The 14896-nt window shown below is 65.0% G+C and carries 18 protein-coding genes and 1 tRNA gene; 16 read left to right on the top strand and 3 right to left on the bottom strand.

What is annotated here, in order from left to right; genetic code table 11:
- Window positions 1-134: 134 nt before the first annotated feature.
- The 9 genes from ACP693_RS16490 (at window position 135) to ACP693_RS16450 (ending at window position 7557) form a co-directional block, all read left to right on the top strand.
- A complete protein-coding gene (locus ACP693_RS16490; RefSeq protein ID WP_426016618.1) occupies window positions 135-617 on the top strand; it encodes an Rrf2 family transcriptional regulator in 483 nt (160 codons plus the stop codon).
- Window positions 614-1753: a cysteine desulfurase family protein gene (locus ACP693_RS16485; protein WP_426016619.1), complete on the top strand. Its 1140-nt coding sequence runs from the start codon at window positions 614-616 to the stop codon at window positions 1751-1753. Before ACP693_RS16490 ends, ACP693_RS16485 begins: the two co-directional genes overlap by 4 nt.
- Window positions 1753-3219 (top strand): Fe-S cluster assembly protein SufB, encoded by a 1467-nt coding sequence (sufB, locus tag ACP693_RS16480; protein WP_426016620.1) that lies wholly within the window; start codon window positions 1753-1755, stop codon window positions 3217-3219. The genes ACP693_RS16485 and sufB overlap by 1 nt, the downstream gene beginning before the upstream one ends.
- Window positions 3220-3425: 206 nt before the next feature.
- On the top strand, window positions 3426-4175 hold the full coding sequence (gene sufC, locus ACP693_RS16475) for a Fe-S cluster assembly ATPase SufC (RefSeq protein ID WP_426016622.1): 750 nt from the start codon (window positions 3426-3428) through the stop codon (window positions 4173-4175).
- Window positions 4172-5194, top strand: coding sequence for a Fe-S cluster assembly protein SufD (sufD, locus tag ACP693_RS16470; RefSeq protein ID WP_426016624.1), 1023 nt, complete (start codon window positions 4172-4174; stop codon window positions 5192-5194). The genes sufC and sufD overlap by 4 nt, the downstream gene beginning before the upstream one ends.
- The gene (locus ACP693_RS16465; protein ID WP_426016626.1) at window positions 5173-6411 is read left to right on the top strand and encodes an aminotransferase class V-fold PLP-dependent enzyme; all 1239 of its coding nucleotides are present in this window, start codon (window positions 5173-5175) and stop codon (window positions 6409-6411) included. The genes sufD and ACP693_RS16465 overlap by 22 nt, the downstream gene beginning before the upstream one ends.
- Before the next feature lie 4 nt (window positions 6412-6415).
- Window positions 6416-6805: an SUF system Fe-S cluster assembly protein gene (locus tag ACP693_RS16460; protein WP_159850384.1), complete on the top strand. Its 390-nt coding sequence runs from the start codon at window positions 6416-6418 to the stop codon at window positions 6803-6805.
- A 13-nt stretch (window positions 6806-6818) separates the two neighbouring features.
- Window positions 6819-7208 (top strand): HesB/IscA family protein, encoded by a 390-nt coding sequence (locus tag ACP693_RS16455; protein WP_135195444.1) that lies wholly within the window; start codon window positions 6819-6821, stop codon window positions 7206-7208.
- A 1-nt stretch (window position 7209) separates the two neighbouring features.
- The gene (locus ACP693_RS16450; RefSeq protein ID WP_426016628.1) at window positions 7210-7557 is read left to right on the top strand and encodes a TfoX/Sxy family protein; all 348 of its coding nucleotides are present in this window, start codon (window positions 7210-7212) and stop codon (window positions 7555-7557) included.
- A 9-nt stretch (window positions 7558-7566) separates the two neighbouring features.
- Here ACP693_RS16450 and ACP693_RS16445 read toward each other — a convergent pair whose 3' ends face one another.
- From ACP693_RS16445 to ACP693_RS16435, 3 genes are read right to left on the bottom strand one after another with little or no spacing between them, the layout of a single operon-like run.
- Window positions 7567-7764 carry a hypothetical protein gene (locus ACP693_RS16445; RefSeq protein WP_426016630.1) on the bottom strand — a complete coding sequence of 66 codons (198 nt, stop codon included), beginning with the start codon at window positions 7762-7764 and terminating at the stop codon, window positions 7567-7569.
- Window positions 7761-7907: a hypothetical protein gene (locus ACP693_RS16440; RefSeq protein WP_426016632.1), complete on the bottom strand. Its 147-nt coding sequence runs from the start codon at window positions 7905-7907 to the stop codon at window positions 7761-7763. The genes ACP693_RS16445 and ACP693_RS16440 overlap by 4 nt, the downstream gene beginning before the upstream one ends.
- A 59-nt stretch (window positions 7908-7966) precedes the next feature.
- Complete coding sequence (locus ACP693_RS16435; protein WP_255451491.1) at window positions 7967-8095, bottom strand: hypothetical protein; 129 nt, start codon at window positions 8093-8095, stop codon at window positions 7967-7969.
- A gap of 281 nt (window positions 8096-8376) precedes the next feature.
- Here ACP693_RS16435 and lon point away from each other — a divergent pair, with 281 nt between their 5' ends.
- The 7 genes from lon (at window position 8377) to ACP693_RS16400 (ending at window position 14506) form a co-directional block, all read left to right on the top strand.
- Complete coding sequence (gene lon / locus ACP693_RS16430; RefSeq protein WP_426016634.1) at window positions 8377-10773, top strand: endopeptidase La; 2397 nt, start codon at window positions 8377-8379, stop codon at window positions 10771-10773.
- A gap of 100 nt (window positions 10774-10873) precedes the next feature.
- On the top strand, window positions 10874-11149 hold the full coding sequence (locus ACP693_RS16425; RefSeq protein WP_426016635.1) for an HU family DNA-binding protein: 276 nt from the start codon (window positions 10874-10876) through the stop codon (window positions 11147-11149).
- A 33-nt stretch (window positions 11150-11182) separates the two neighbouring features.
- Window positions 11183-11259, top strand: a tRNA-Val gene (locus ACP693_RS16420).
- An 85-nt stretch (window positions 11260-11344) separates the two neighbouring features.
- Complete coding sequence (locus ACP693_RS16415; protein ID WP_426016636.1) at window positions 11345-13180, top strand: DUF6538 domain-containing protein; 1836 nt, start codon at window positions 11345-11347, stop codon at window positions 13178-13180.
- A 226-nt stretch (window positions 13181-13406) separates the two neighbouring features.
- Complete coding sequence (locus ACP693_RS16410) at window positions 13407-13736, top strand: hypothetical protein (protein WP_426016638.1); 330 nt, start codon at window positions 13407-13409, stop codon at window positions 13734-13736.
- Entirely contained in the window at window positions 13737-13943 is a 207-nt protein-coding gene (locus ACP693_RS16405) for a helix-turn-helix transcriptional regulator (protein ID WP_426016640.1), read from the top strand. It abuts the gene before it with no gap.
- 89 nt (window positions 13944-14032) lie between these two features.
- Entirely contained in the window at window positions 14033-14506 is a 474-nt protein-coding gene (locus tag ACP693_RS16400; RefSeq protein ID WP_426016641.1) for a hypothetical protein, read from the top strand.
- Window positions 14507-14896 lie beyond the last annotated feature (390 nt).

Below are 14896 nucleotides of genomic sequence, written 5' to 3'. Positions count from 1 at the left end.
GTCATTTCGCAGGTGCGTAATACTTGACCAAGGAGGTGGGACTTTCTAAGTCCCTCCGCAAGCACGCCGCCTTCGCGAAGGCGCGGGTTCTAGCACAAGAGCCCCGAAAAGCGCGCAATTTTTGAAGGTGCGAAATGCGTCTGTCGACCAAGGGACGATACGCCGTGATGGCGATGGCCGATCTGGCCAAGAACGGACGCGGCGAGAGCGGCGAAATCCGGGCGGTTTCGCTGGCCGAGATCGCCGCGCGCCAGGAGATTTCGCTGAGCTATCTGGAGCAGTTGTTCGCCCGGCTGCGCAAGAGCGAGCTGGTCAAGAGCGTGCGCGGACCCGGCGGCGGCTATCGCCTGGCCAAGGATGCGCACGAGACGGTGGTGGCCGAGATCGTGCTGGCCGTGGACGAGCCGATCCGGGCGACGCGCTGCGTGGCGCACGGGTCGCCCAAGGGCTGCATGCTGGCTGGCGAACGCTGCATCACCCATAATCTGTGGGAAGATCTGGGCGACGAGATCCATCGCTATCTGGCCGGGGTGTCGCTGGAGGATGTGGTGATGAACCGCACGGGCCAGCGTCGTCGCAATGTCGAACAGCCGCAAGCTGTCGGGGTGGCGGCATGAGCGGCGTCTATCTGGATTATAATGCGTCGGGCCTGGTGCGGCCGGAAGTGTTGGAGATCATGGCGCGCGCCCTGGCCGACAACGGCAACCCGTCGGCGGTCCATGCGGCCGGACGGCGGGCGCGGGCGCGGGTCGAGACGGCGCGGGCCCAGGTCGGCGATCTGGTCGGCGCCGATCCGACGGCGGTGGTGTTCAACAGCGGCGGTACGGAAGCCAATGCTCAGGGCATCGCCAGCGCCTTGGCGGCGGGATGCGAGCGTCTGATCGTCTCGGCGACCGAACATCCATGCGTGGCCGAGGCGGCGGCGAATGCGGGCGCGCCCGTCGAAGTGCTGCCGGTCGATGTGAACGGCGTCGTCGATCTGGACTGGTTGGCGCAGGCGTTGGCGCGTTCGGGCCGGGCCGTGATCGCGATCCATCATGCGAACAACGAAAGCGGCGTGATCCAGCCGATCGTCGAAGCCGCCGCTTTGGTGCGCGCGGCCGGTGGCTGGCTGCACGTCGATGCGATCCAGTCGGCGGGCAAGATTCCGGTCGATATGCGGGTGTTGGACGCCGACAGCCTGACCCTGTCGGCGCACAAGCTGGGCGGGCCGCAGGGCGTCGGGGCGCTGATCCTCAAGGAAGGCGTGTCGGGCGTTCGCATTCTGCACGGAGCGGGGCAGGAGCGGGGCCTGCGCGCCGGGACCGAGAATGTGCCGGGCATCGCGGGTTTCGGCGTGGCCGCCGACTGCGCCGCGCGGGATTTGGAGGCGATGCAGTCGCACGTCGGCTGGCGCGATGCGGCCGAGGTTCGGGTCAAGGCTGCTGGAGCGACCATCATCGGCGGCGACGTGGCGCGCCTGCCCAACACCCTGTTCATGGCGGTCGAGGGTTGGGACAGTCCTCAACAGTTGATTACGCTTGATCTGGCGGGGGTCATGGTGTCGGCGGGGTCGGCCTGTTCGTCGGGCAAGGTCAAGCCGTCCAAGACCATCAGCGCCATGGGATTGAACGCTCTGGCGACCGGGGGTGTGCGCGTTTCCGGCGGCTGGGGAACGAACGAGAACGACTGGGTGCGGTTCGCCGACGCCTGGGTCGCCGCCTACAACAAGCATAAGACACGCGCCGCCGAGCGCGTGAGAGAGGTCGCCTGATGGCCGCCGTCAAGGAAACCATCGACGCCGTCGCCGCACTGGAGAAGTACGAGCACGGCTTCACTTCGGACATCGAGACGGAATATGCGCCGCGCGGCCTGAGCGCCGAGATCGTGCGCTTCATCTCCGAGAAGAAGGGCGAGCCGGAATGGATGCTGGAATGGCGCCTGGCGGCCTATGAGCGCTGGCTGGCGATGGAAGAGCCGACCTGGGCGGCGGTGAAGTATGAGCCAGTCGACTATCAGTCGCTGTTCTACTATGCGGCGCCCAAGCAGAAGGAAGGACCGAAGTCGCTGGACGAGGTCGATCCCGAGATTCTGGAAATCTACAAGAAGCTGGGCATCCCGCTGAAGGAGCAGGAGGTGCTGGCGGGTGTGCAGGGCGCGCCGCGCGTGGCGGTGGACGCCGTGTTCGACAGCGTCTCGGTGGTCACCACCTTCAAGGAGGAACTGGCCAAGGTCGGGGTGATTTTCATGCCGATTTCCGAGGCCTTGCGCGAATATCCTGAGCTGGTGCGTCAATATCTGGGGTCGGTGGTGCCGGTCTCGGACAACTATTTTGCGGCGCTGAACAGCGCGGTCTTTTCGGACGGGTCGTTCGTCTACATCCCGCCGGGCGTGCGCTGCCCGATGGAGCTGTCGACCTATTTCCGCATCAATGCGTCACAGACGGGGCAGTTCGAGCGGACCCTGATCATCGCCGACAAGGGCAGCTATTGCTCCTATCTGGAGGGCTGCACCGCGCCGATGCGCGACGAGAACCAACTGCATGCCGCCGTGGTCGAGATCGTGGCTCTGGACGACGCCGAGGTGAAATACTCGACGGTCCAGAACTGGTATCCCGGCGACGCCGAGGGCAAGGGCGGCATCTACAACTTCGTCACCAAGCGGGCCGATTGCCGGGGTGATCGCTCGAAGGTGTCCTGGACCCAGGTCGAGACGGGTTCGGCCGTGACCTGGAAATATCCGTCCTGCATCCTGAAGGGCGACGACAGCTCAGGCGAGTTCCACTCCATCGCCATCACCAACGGACATCAGCAGGCCGACACCGGCACCAAGATGATCCACTTGGGCAAGAACACCAAGTCGCGGATCATCGCCAAGGCGGTGTCGGCGGGCAAGTCGGACTCGACCTATCGCGGCCTGGTCTCGGTGCATCCAAAGGCGACGGGGGTGCGCAACTTCACCCAGTGCGATTCCTTGCTGATCAGCAAGGAGTGCGGCTCCCACACCATCCCCTATATCGAGGCCCGCAACGGCTCTGCCCAGCTGGAACACGAGGCGACGACGACGCGTCTGAGCGACGACCAGATGTTCTACGCCCAGCAACGCGGCCTGTCGCAGGAAGAGGCGGTGGCCCTGCTGGTCAACGGCTTCGTCCGCGACGTGATGCAGAAGCTGCCGATGGAGTTCGCGGTGGAAGCGCAGAAGCTGGTGGCGATCTCACTTGAGGGGAGCGTGGGGTGATGTCTGATTGGCAACCGCCTCTAACGAAAGCTGGCGAGGACTACGCCGCAATCTGCAAGTCATCAGACAGCCAGAACAAGGGCGAACACTACACTCTGTCATATGCCTTATGCGAGCTTGTCGGCTCGCTTCATTACGCCGGGTTCGATCACGACCGAATCCGAAGCGCGCTTCGACGCGCGTCTGAAACGCATTGGGTTAAGTGAATGCTCTCCATCTCCAACCTCCACGTCTCCGTCGGCGAAAAGCCGATCCTCAAGGGTCTGACGCTCGACGTTCCCGCGGGCGAGGTGCACGCCATCATGGGGCCGAACGGGGCCGGGAAGTCGACGCTCGGTTACGCCCTGTCGGGGCGGCCGGGCTATGAGGCGACCGAAGGCGCGGTCGAATGGGCGGGCGAGGATCTGCTGGCGCTGGACCCGGCCGAGCGGGCGGCCAAGGGCGTCTTTCTGTCCTTCCAGTATCCGATCGAGATTCCCGGCGTGCCGGCCCTGACCTTCGTGCGCACGGCGTTGAACGCCCAGAAGCGCGCGCGGGGCGAGGAGGAGGTGGCGGCGCCGGCCTTCCTGAAGCTGGTCCGCGAGGCGTCCAAGGCGCTGAAGATGGACTTCGACATGCTGAAGCGGCCGTTGAACGTCGGCTTCTCCGGCGGCGAGAAGAAGCGGATGGAGATCCTGCAGATGGCTCTGCTGGAGCCGTCGCTGCTGATCCTGGACGAAACGGATTCGGGCCTGGACATAGACGCCCTGCGGATCGTGTCGGAGGGGGTGAACGCCCTGCGTCGTCCTGACCGGGCCATGCTGGTCATCACCCACTATCAGCGCCTGCTGGACTACATCAAACCGGACCGGGTGCATGTGCTGGCCGGTGGGCGGATCGTGGCCTCGGGCGGGCCGGAGCTGGCGCATCAGTTGGAGGCGGAAGGGTACGACAAGTATCTTCTGGAACAGGCATGAGCGCGGCTTTCGCCATCGACCTGACCGACGCCGAAACCTTTCCGTCTCGGCGGACGGAGGCGTGGAAATACAGCGACCTGAAGCGCTGGCTTCGCGCGGCGCCCGAGCCGTCGGGCACGGCGGCGGTTGGGTGGCCAGGGCCGTTTTATGATCTGGGCGGAGAGGCGATCGTCTTCGCCAACGGGCGCGCGGTTGGCGTGACCGACTTCATCGCCTCGGGCGAGCAGACGCTGCGGCTGCGCTATATCTCCGACGCGGTCGGGACGGGCCACACGGCCGGGGCGCGGGTCTCGGCGCGCGCGGGCGCCAAGCTTCTGCTGCTGGAGACGCACGAGGGCGCGGGTTCTGCCTATGTGGCGCACAATACGCTGGAGCTGGACGTGGCGGCCGGCGCCGAGGTGACGCGCGTCGTCCTGGTCGAAGAGCCGGAGGACGCCATCTCCATCGCCGAGGCCCATGTGAAGGTTGAGGCGGGCGGCGTCTATCGCCAGACCATCGTCACGACCGGCGCCAAGCTGCAACGGATCGAGACCCGCATCACGCATTATGCCCAGGGCGCGCAGGTCCAGGCCGACGGCCTGTATCTGCTGAACGGATCGCGTCACACCGACCTGACCAGCGTGGTGCGCCACGTCGAGCATGACGGCGCGACCAGCCAGTTGATCAAGGGCGTGGCGCGCGACACGGCGCGCGGCGTCTTCCAGGGCAAGATCGTGGTCGAGCGCGGGGCGGACGGCACGGATGCGCGCATGGGCCATCACGCCCTGATCGCGTCGGAACGGGCCGAAATCGACGCCAAGCCGGAACTGATCATCTATGCCGATGACGTGCAGTGCGCACACGGCAATACGGTGGGGACGCTGGACGAGAGCGCCCTGTTCTACATGCAGCAGCGCGGCATTCCGGCCGAGGAGTCCCGCGCCCTGTTGACGCAAGCCTTCCTGATCGAGGTCATCGACCGGATCGAACATGAAGGCGCGAGAGAGGTGGCGCGGGAATGGCTGACGGCTCGGTTGTGAAGACATTTGACCCCTATGCCGTGCGGGCGCAGTTCCCGATCCTGTCGCGGCAGGTGAACGGGAAGCCGCTGGTCTATCTGGACAATGCGGCCTCTGCCCAGAAGCCGCGCGCGGTGATCGACGCCCTGGTCGCGACGATGGAGGGCGGCTACGCCAACGTCCACCGTGGCCTGCATACTCTGTCGAACGAGGCGACCGAGGCGTTCGAGAAGGCGCGAGAGATCGTTGCCCGCTTCCTGAACGCCGAAAGCCCCGAACAGGTCGTCTGGACCAAGGGCGGCACCGAGGCGATCAACCTGGTGGCCAATGGGCTGGGCCTGTCCATCCAGCCGGGCGACGAGATCCTGGTCTCGGAGATGGAGCACCATTCCAACATCGTGCCCTGGCATCTGCTGAGGGAACGGCGCGGGGCGGTGCTCAAATGGATTCCGGTGCTGGACGACGGCTCGCTGGACATGGCCGCCTATGCCGAGCTGCTGGGGCCGAAGACGCGCATGGTCGCGGTCACCCATATGTCGAACGTGCTGGGCACCATCAATCCGGTGGCCGAGATCACGCGACTGGCGCATGCGGCCGGCGCCCAGGTGCTGATCGACGGGTGCCAGGGGGCGGTCCATGCGACGCCGGACGTGCAGGCCATCGGTTGCGACTTCTATGTCCTGACCGGCCACAAGCTGTTCGCCCCGACCGGCATCGGCGCCCTGTACGGCAAGGCCGAGGCGCTGGAGGCCCTGCCGCCGTATCAGGGCGGGGGCGAGATGATCGAGACGGTCGAGCGGGACCGCGTGACCTATGCCAAGCCGCCGCATCGGTTCGAGGCGGGGACGCCCCCGATCCTGGAGGCCATTGGCCTGGGCGTGGCGCTGGAGTGGCTGGCGCAATACGACCGGGCGGCGGTTCAGGCGCATGAGCATGCCCTTTACCAGCACGCCGTGGATCGCCTTCAGGGGCAGAACTGGCTGCGGATCCTGGGGCAGGCGGAAGGGAAGGGCGCGATCCTGACCTTTGCCGTCGAGGGCGCGCACGCCCATGACGTCGCCCAGATCATGGACCGTTACGGCGTGGCCGTGCGGGCCGGTCTGCACTGCGCCGAGCCGTTGTCGAAAAGAATGGGGGTGACGTCGAGCACCCGCGCCTCCTTCGCCCTATATAACACCGTGGAGGATGCTGACGCCTTCGTGGATGCGCTGATCAAGGCGCGGAACTTCTTCGTGTAAGCCGATGACAGATCAACCTATTCAGGACAGCGACGCCTTCAAGGACGCCTGGGATGAACCCCAGAAGAGCGCCCTGTCGCAGGCCGAGTTGGATACGCTGACCGATCAGCTGATCGAGGCGTTGAAATCGGTCTATGACCCGGAAATCCCGGTCGATATCTATGAGCTGGGCCTGATCTATCGCGTGGACGTCAATGACGACCGCGACGTGGTGGTGGACATGACCCTGACGGCGCCCGGCTGTCCGGTCGCCGGCGAAATGCCTGGCTGGGTCGAGACGGCGGTCGAGAAGGTCGAGGGCGTGCGCAGCGCCAAGGCCAATCTAGTGTTCGACCCGCCGTGGGACAGCTCCAAGATGAGCGACGAGGCCAAGCTGGCCCTGAACATGTTCTGATGGATATGTTCTGATGACCGATCTTCAAACCACATCCCGTCCCCGCCGCCCGCGCCCCAAGGCCGTGACCCTGACGGACGCCGCCGCCGAGCGCGTGCGCGAAATCCTGGACAATGCCGAGAACGATCACATCGGTCTGCGGATCGGGGTTAAGAACGGCGGTTGCGCGGGGCAGGAATACACCTTCGCCTATGCCGACAGCGTTGGGCCGCTGGACGAGGTGGTCGAGGACAAGGGCGTCACCATCCTGATCGAACCCAAGGCCGTGCTATTCCTGATCGGCACCGAGATCGACTACGAGACGACGCGACTGGCCTCCAAGTTCGTGTTCAATAATCCGAACCAGACCGACGCCTGCGGTTGCGGCGAGAGCGTCACCATCGTTCCGGTCGCCGCCGACTGACATGGCTTACGACGCCAACTTCGGCGAATGGGTGCGCGAGCATTTTCACGATCTCGGTCGGCTGGAGATCAAGCGTATGTTCGGCGGGGCGGGGGTCTATGCCGCCGGCGTCATGTTCGCCCTGCTGGATGACGGCGTGGTCTGGCTGAAAGGCGACGAGGCGTTGGGCGAGGCGTTCGTGGAGGCTGGCTCGCGTCAGTTCACCTATCCGACCAAGGACGGGCGAACGATGAGCATGGGCTATTGGACCCTGCCCGAGACGGCTCTGGACGACCCCGACGAGGCGGTCGCCTGGGCGCGGCGGTCGTTGGCGGTTGCGGTTCGCAAGGCGTCAAAAAAGACCCGATAGCCTCTATCTCTATGAGCCCGGCACGATCTGGATGGCATGCCCTGAATGGGCTTCCGCCTCGGCCCTTGCGCATTGGACGGCGCTCTTGGCGTCGGTGAAGACGCCTTCGAACAGACCGTCGCTGGAGGTGACGCGCCAGCGGCGGCCGACAGGCTGGATCGTAAGCGTCTCGATGGCTGGCGGCGACGGGGGAGGCACCGCGATCATTGCGTGCGCCTGTGCTGGTCGCGGTTCAGGCGGTCGGCCTCGGCCTGCAATCGTGCAGCCAAGCGTTCGGCAGACGCGCGGTCGGGCAGGGGGCGGGTCGTGGCTCTGTTGACCGCCACCGCCCAGCCGCTTGCGCGGGCCACCACCCTGTATCGTCGGGGTGGGACGGGGGCTGCGGCCCCGCCTTCGACATGGCCCTGCATCATCGCGACGGCCCCCGAGGAATCGGCGCACCGAACAGGGCGCCGATGAAGGTCATCGCCATCTGGACGGAGGTCGGCTTTGGGGCGGGGCGTTTCAACGATTCCGCCAGCAGGTGGGAACGGCTCATGGGTCATCTCCTTGGACCCCAAACAGACGCCCGAACCCCGTAAAGCCGCCATGTCGAAAGCGCCGCGCCGCATAATGCGGGCCTAAATCAGCGCGATCGCGGGCGTTGCGACCACGCAGATGTGGGCGGTTCATCGGTCACGCTTGAACCGTGGGTCTTTCAAACCACATACTCATCCGAACGCCGTCGGAATCGACGGGCCGTCATGCGCCGGTCAGGCCTCTTGCCTGGCGGACCGTGGCGGCGGGCCGGAGATGATCAATGGCCCAGGAGTACGCATCATGACTGAACCAAAGATCCTGCCCGTCCTGCCGCTGAGAGACATCGTCGTCTTCCCGCACATGGTCGTGCCGCTCTTCGTGGGCCGCGAGAAGTCCGTGAAGGCGCTGGACGAAATCATGAAGGGCGAAAAGCAGATCCTGCTGGCGACCCAGAAGAACAGCGTCGACGACGATCCGTCGCCTGACGCCATCTATCCCATCGGCGTGCTGGCCACGGTGTTGCAACTGCTGAAACTGCCCGACGGCACGGTGAAGGTGCTGGTCGAGGGTAAGGGCCGTGCGCGCCTGACGCGATTCACCGACCGCGAGGAGTATTTCGAGGCCGAGGCCGTCGAGATCGAGGATGAGCCGGGCGATGCATCGCAGACCGAAGCCATGCTGCGCGCCGTCGTCGAACAGTTCGAAAACTATGTGAAGCTGAACAAGAAGGTCCCGCCCGAGGCCCTCAGCTCCATCCCCCAGATCACCGACGCCTCCAAGCTGGCCGACTCGGTCGCCGCCCACCTGTCGGTCAAGATCGCCGATAAGCAGGGCCTGCTGGAAACCTTCGACGTGCCCAAGCGGCTGGAGAAGGTCTATGGCCTGATGGAGGGCGAGATTTCCGTTCTGCAGGTCGAGAAGAAGATCCGCTCGCGCGTGAAGCGCCAGATGGAGAAGACCCAGCGCGAATATTATCTGAACGAGCAGATGAAGGCGATCCAGCGCGAACTGGGCGAGACCGACGACGCGCGCGACGAGATCATGGACCTGGAGAAGCGCATCCGTAAGACGCGCCTGTCCAAGGAAGCTCGCACCAAGGCCGAGGCCGAGGTCAAGAAGCTGCGCAACATGAGCCCGATGTCGGCCGAATCGACGGTCGTCCGCAACTACCTCGACTGGCTGCTGTCCGTGCCGTGGGGCAAGGCCAAGCAAAAGCCGATCGACCTGGTCAAGGCCGAGGAGATTCTTGAGGAGGACCACTTCGGCCTGGAGAAAGTCAAGGAACGGATCGTCGAATATCTGGCCGTCCAGGCCCGCACCGGCAGCCTGAAGGGGCCGATCCTGTGCCTCGTCGGCCCTCCCGGCGTCGGCAAGACCTCGCTGGCCAAGTCCATCGCCAAGGCGACCGGGCGTGAATATGTCCGCATGTCACTGGGCGGCGTGCGCGACGAAAGCGAGATACGCGGTCACCGCCGGACCTATATCGGCTCCATGCCGGGCAAGATCATCCAGTCGATGAAGAAGGCCAAGACCACCAACGCCTTCGTCCTGCTGGACGAGATCGACAAGCTGGGGTCCGACTGGCGCGGCGATCCGTCCTCGGCCCTGCTTGAGGTGCTGGACCCAGCCCAGAACTCGACCTTCGGCGACCACTATCTGGAGGTGGATTACGACCTGTCCCAGGTGATGTTCGTGACCACGGCGAACAGCCTGAACATGCCGCAGCCGCTGATGGATCGGATGGAGATCATCCGGGTGTCGGGCTACACCGAGGACGAAAAGGTCGAGATCGCCAAGCGGCACGTCCTGCCCAAACAGCTGACGGACCATGGTCTGAAAGCCGACGAGCTGATCGTGCCGGAAAACACGATCCGCGACCTGATCCGCTACTACACCCGCGAAGCCGGCGTGCGGTCGCTTGAACGCGCCCTGGGCGGTCTGGCGCGCAAGGCCGTGCGCGAGATGGCCAAGACGGGCGCCAAGTCGATCACCGTGGATGACGCCAAGCTGGCCGAATATGCCGGCGTGAAGAAGTTCCGTTACGGCGAGACGGACGAGGAGGATCAGGTCGGCATCGTGACGGGCCTGGCCTGGACCGAGTTCGGCGGCGACATCCTGACCATCGAGGCGATCAAGATGCCTGGCCGGGGTCGCATGACCGTGACCGGCAATCTGAAGGAGGTGATGAAGGAGTCGATCTCCGCCGCCGCCTCCTATGTCCGCTCGCGCGCTCTAGCCTTCGGCGTCAAGCCGCCGTTGTTCGAGAAGACGGACATCCACGTCCACGTGCCGGACGGCGCCACGCCCAAGGACGGTCCGTCCGCCGGCGTCGCCATGACCGTGGCCATGGTCTCGGTCCTGACGGGCATCCCGATCAGGAAGGACATCGCCATGACCGGCGAAATCACCCTGCGCGGTCGGGTCACCGCCATCGGCGGCCTGAAGGAGAAGCTGCTTGCGGCCCTGCGCTCTGGCGTTAAGACGGTGTTGATCCCGCAGGAGAACGAGAAGGACCTCGCCGACGTGCCGGACAACGTAAAGTCGGCGCTGGAGATCGTGCCCATCTCCACGGCGGACGAGGCCCTGAAATGGGCTTTGGTCGGTACGCTGACCCCGGTCGAATGGGACGAGGCGACGGACCCTCTACCGGCGCAGTTGCCATTGCTTGAAGGGCCTGCCGCCGCCGTCAGTCACTAGGCTGAGTTGAACAGGAAGCGCCGCCGGTGAGCATGCCGGCGGCGTTTTCGTTTTTGACGCAACCGTCGATCTGCCCTTTAGTGATTCGTTCGGAGGACAGATGACCAAAGCGGAACTGATCGGCCGAATGGCCAGCGCGGCGAACATCAGCCGCGACCAAGCCAAGTCGGCGCTTGAGGCCTTCACTGATGGCGTGGCCGAAGCCTTGTCGGACGGCCGGGACGTCAAGCTGATCGGCTTCGGCAGCTTTGTGGCCGTGGACCGCAAGGCCGGCGTCGCCCGCAATCCTCGGACTGGGGCCGCCGTGGCGCGCCCTGCATCCCGCACCGCGCGCTTTCGTGCTGGGGAAGGTTTGAAAAGCGCCTTGAACGGTTGAAGTCCAACGGGCATAAGCCCGGCTCTGCATTGAGGGCGGCTAGCTCAGCTGGTCAGAGCATCTCGTTTACACCGAGAGGGTCGGCGGTTCGAACCCGTCGCCGCCTACCACTTCTCCGAATACCCCTTTGAAATCAATCTATGCTTGATGTAGAGGGTTTTCACGCCCTAAAAAGGGGCATTGAGGGGCATTGGAATGGCTGAGACGCCTACCATCGAAGGCCTATTCCAGAAGGTCCTCGGTGGCGTCTGGTACGTCCGTCGTGCCATCCCCGTCGCTCTGCGTCCGCATTTCGGTGGCCGTGTAGCATTCAAAGCGTCCACCAAGACCCGCGACCACGGGCGCGCGATGCACCTGCGTAACCGATTCTGGGCAGAGTGGACCGACGAACTCAATTATGCGGCGCGGCTGGGTTCCGGGCGTCCGATGGACCTCGCGGAAGTAGAGTCCGAAATCGAATTTTGGCGTCGAATGCGCTGCGCCTCTGCGGCGGGCACCGATGTGGAGGAGCGCCACGGCGGCAAGCCCGCGCCGTGGCCGATCACCTCCGGCGCGAAGGGGTGGGGTGATTGGTTCTTTGGAGCCGTCTATGAGCGCGCCCCGGCCGACGCTGTCTGGCGTCAGCCGCGCGAGCGGGGAGCGGCGATGTCTCATACGACAGGCCTGTTGCTAGGGGGGCTTCAGCGTGCGGCGCGGCTTCCTGACGCCTGGGCCGAGGTGGATGGGTTGGACGACGCTCTGGACGCGGTCGTGGCTCACCTCACCACCGGCGATGAACCCCGCCTAATCCCCCGCGCGGTGCGCGTCGCTGCCCGCCAGACTTTCGCACGTGCGGCGCTTGAGGTGGTCCAGCACGAGGAGGCCGAGCGCCGCCGTGCCGACGCCATCCTGACTGCATTGGATGCGGTTGCTGCGGACACCGCCCTAATCCGGGTCGTGCCCTCTGTTCAGCCCTTTACCCCGCGCGAAGGCGACAAGACCATTCAGCAAGTGCTGGAGGCCTTCAAGGCGGACCAGAACAGCCCTGCCTTGTGGCAGAAACAATACGGCCATATCAGCCGCGCTCTGAGCGAGATCATCGGCGCCGACAAGCCGATCCGCGCCCTGACGCGGCTGGACGTGCGGGATGTTCGACGGTTCCTGGAGACGGTCCCCACACACGTCTCCAAGAAAGGGATCTTCAAAGGCAGGTCGATGATCTGGGCGGCAGAACGCGCGGCACTGGATGGCCTGCCGACGCTCGCGCCGAATACGGTCAGATCGTACCTTGTCGCGCTTAAGGGCATTTGTGATTTTGCGGCCGATCCCGTGCGCGCCTGGCTAGACGAGAACCCGGTCGAGAAGGAGGTGCCTCCAAAAAAGGCGATGACTCGACGTCACGGCCTCACGTCGGAACAACTTGCCCTGGCGTTCGACGCCTTGGCGGATGAGCGCGAGGCCGACTCTGGTAACTTCTGGGTCCCCGCCGTCCTAGCCTTTATGGGTGCCCGCGCGAACGAGATCGCGCAACTGCATATCAGCGACGTCCGACAAGAGAAGGGCGTCGCCTTCCTCGACCTCGATCACTTCGACGCTGATGGCCGCCGTCTTGATCGACGGCAACTTAAGACAGAGGCGTCGGCGAGGTGCATACCAATCCACAAGGCGCTGATCGACGCCGGATTCAACGATCTGGTAGCTCGGCGGCGAGAGGCAGGAGAGGAACGGCTATTCCCTGACCTCAAGGCAAACTCCCTCGGATACTATACGCACGAGGTCTCCCGCCGGTGGGGCAGGACCCTGGACCGGGTCGGGCTAACGATGCCAGCCTTGACCCTTCATAGTTTGCGCCACGGTTGGAAGGACGCCGCCGCTCAGGCGCGGTTGCCGGGCACACTGATCGCGGCCTTGGGCGGTTGGACGGGGCGGGCGGTCGGAGAGGCTGATAGCGCCATGCACGGCTATGGACGTGCGACCATCGCCAATGTCCCAGGCAATTCAGTCCTGATGGACCAGGTGCGGTTGGGCAATTTTGTCTTGCCCACAGCTTGATGGGTTGAGGTCCTAGGCACAGTTCTATGCGGCCTGTCAACGTGTTAATTTGACAAAGGCTGTTCGATCGTGTAGGGTTCGTGGAGATCGAAGCCGGGGGCCGGTAAGGTCTAGCCCACAACCCTACACCGAGTCAGCCTTTTGGCCGCCGATGAAGCGGGTTTGGTTATCATTCCAATCCTGTCCACCTAGACACCCAACGCCGCAGGCTGGCGAAGGACTACCCTTGACAACTGACTCTGAAATCATCCGTCTCCGGACGGAAAACTCGCGTTTGCTCGCTTGCGCTCTGGTGCGCGAGGTCCCTGATCTTCTTGATACGGCTATTGCCGACCTCGCCGCCGCTCTTATCCGCGACCATGGCCTCGAATTCATCAGCGGCCGCCCGATCTTCATCGCCGGTGGTAACTTGAGCGACGCCGTCGAGGCTGCCCGCGCCGCCAATCCGCATTACTTCAAGACCCACGGGCTGGATGCAGCCCAAGCCTCGGCTCTGGCCCCGCGCCCGATGTCCGCGTCGGCCAAGCTGGCGCTGGCGAACGGCGAGGGGAACTAGATGGCTGATCATATCGAACTGGTGGATTGGGACGCTTTCGCCGATCGGGTGCCGACCCTGACTCAACGTATCGCCGAGCGCATGGCGCGTCGGGGCGAGTTCCCAACCCCTGTGCGCTTCTCGCCCCGCACGCCGCCTCTATGGCGTGCGGTCGATGTCGAAGCCTGGATCACGGAGCGCCTGCGCGTGGGCGAGGTGGCGGCATGACTACCGCTCAAGAACCTACCCGCCAAACGCGCCGGCGTGGTCGCGCCGTGAAGGCGGCGCCGTCGTCAGTGTCGGCGACCGTGGCCACGATGCCGAATACAACTACGGCGATGACGGTTGCGACGACGCCGACCCGTTTCGGTTTGGGCGTCGTCCTCGAACACGCTGTCTGCGAGAGCCTGAACGCGGTAGGCGTCCCCACCGACACGTCCAACTGGCTGGGTCTGCCGGGTCAGCCTGCCGAAATCTTGTTCCGCCGCGCCGTCGCGCATCTCTGTGCTGCCCTGCAAGGTCAGCATTACGGGGTCGGATACTGGACGGCTGACCTTGAACCGGCTGGCGATGACCAGAACGGGCGCTACCGCGTGCTGATCGGTGACGCCTGGGTCACCACCGTTCAGGCTGTGACCTTCCGTGCTCGCTCCGTCGAACTGCAAGGCGTGACGGTTCACCTCTCGGCGAAAAATGCGGGCCGCCGCGTGGTTCGCCTCCTAGCGCAGGCTGCCGCTTCGACGCTGGTCCCAGCCCGCCGTGAGGTCTCGATGTTTCCGGCGCCCCAGTGACTCCGACGCCGCCCATCACCCGCGACGCCGAAGGCCGACGTCGCGGGTGACCCCAACCACGCACGGGCAGCACGGACGCCCTGCGGACCTGAAGGCCGACAACGCTGGCGCCCTGCCTGACTTGAATTTCACAAATCGCCGCAATGGCCGTGGCGAGGGTGCAAGCGACATCGACCCGTTGGTGTCCGGAGTTCTGGATGCGCCTGACCTGGACGACGCGCGCACTCGGCACGACCTTGCGCGCGGGGTTCTGCTCTTCCTCACCGGGGGGGGGGGGGGGGGGGGGGGGGTAGTTGCCCCCGGGGGGGGTTGGGGGGGGGGTGTGGCCCCCCCCAAGGGGGGAAACCCCCCCCCCCCCGCGGCACGCAAGGCCAATGCCACAGACCAAAA

The organism is Brevundimonas sp. TWP1-3 (assembly GCF_049896085.1).
GTDB lineage: Bacteria > Pseudomonadota > Alphaproteobacteria > Caulobacterales > Caulobacteraceae > Brevundimonas.
This window is presented reverse-complemented; position numbering and strand designations above follow the sequence as displayed.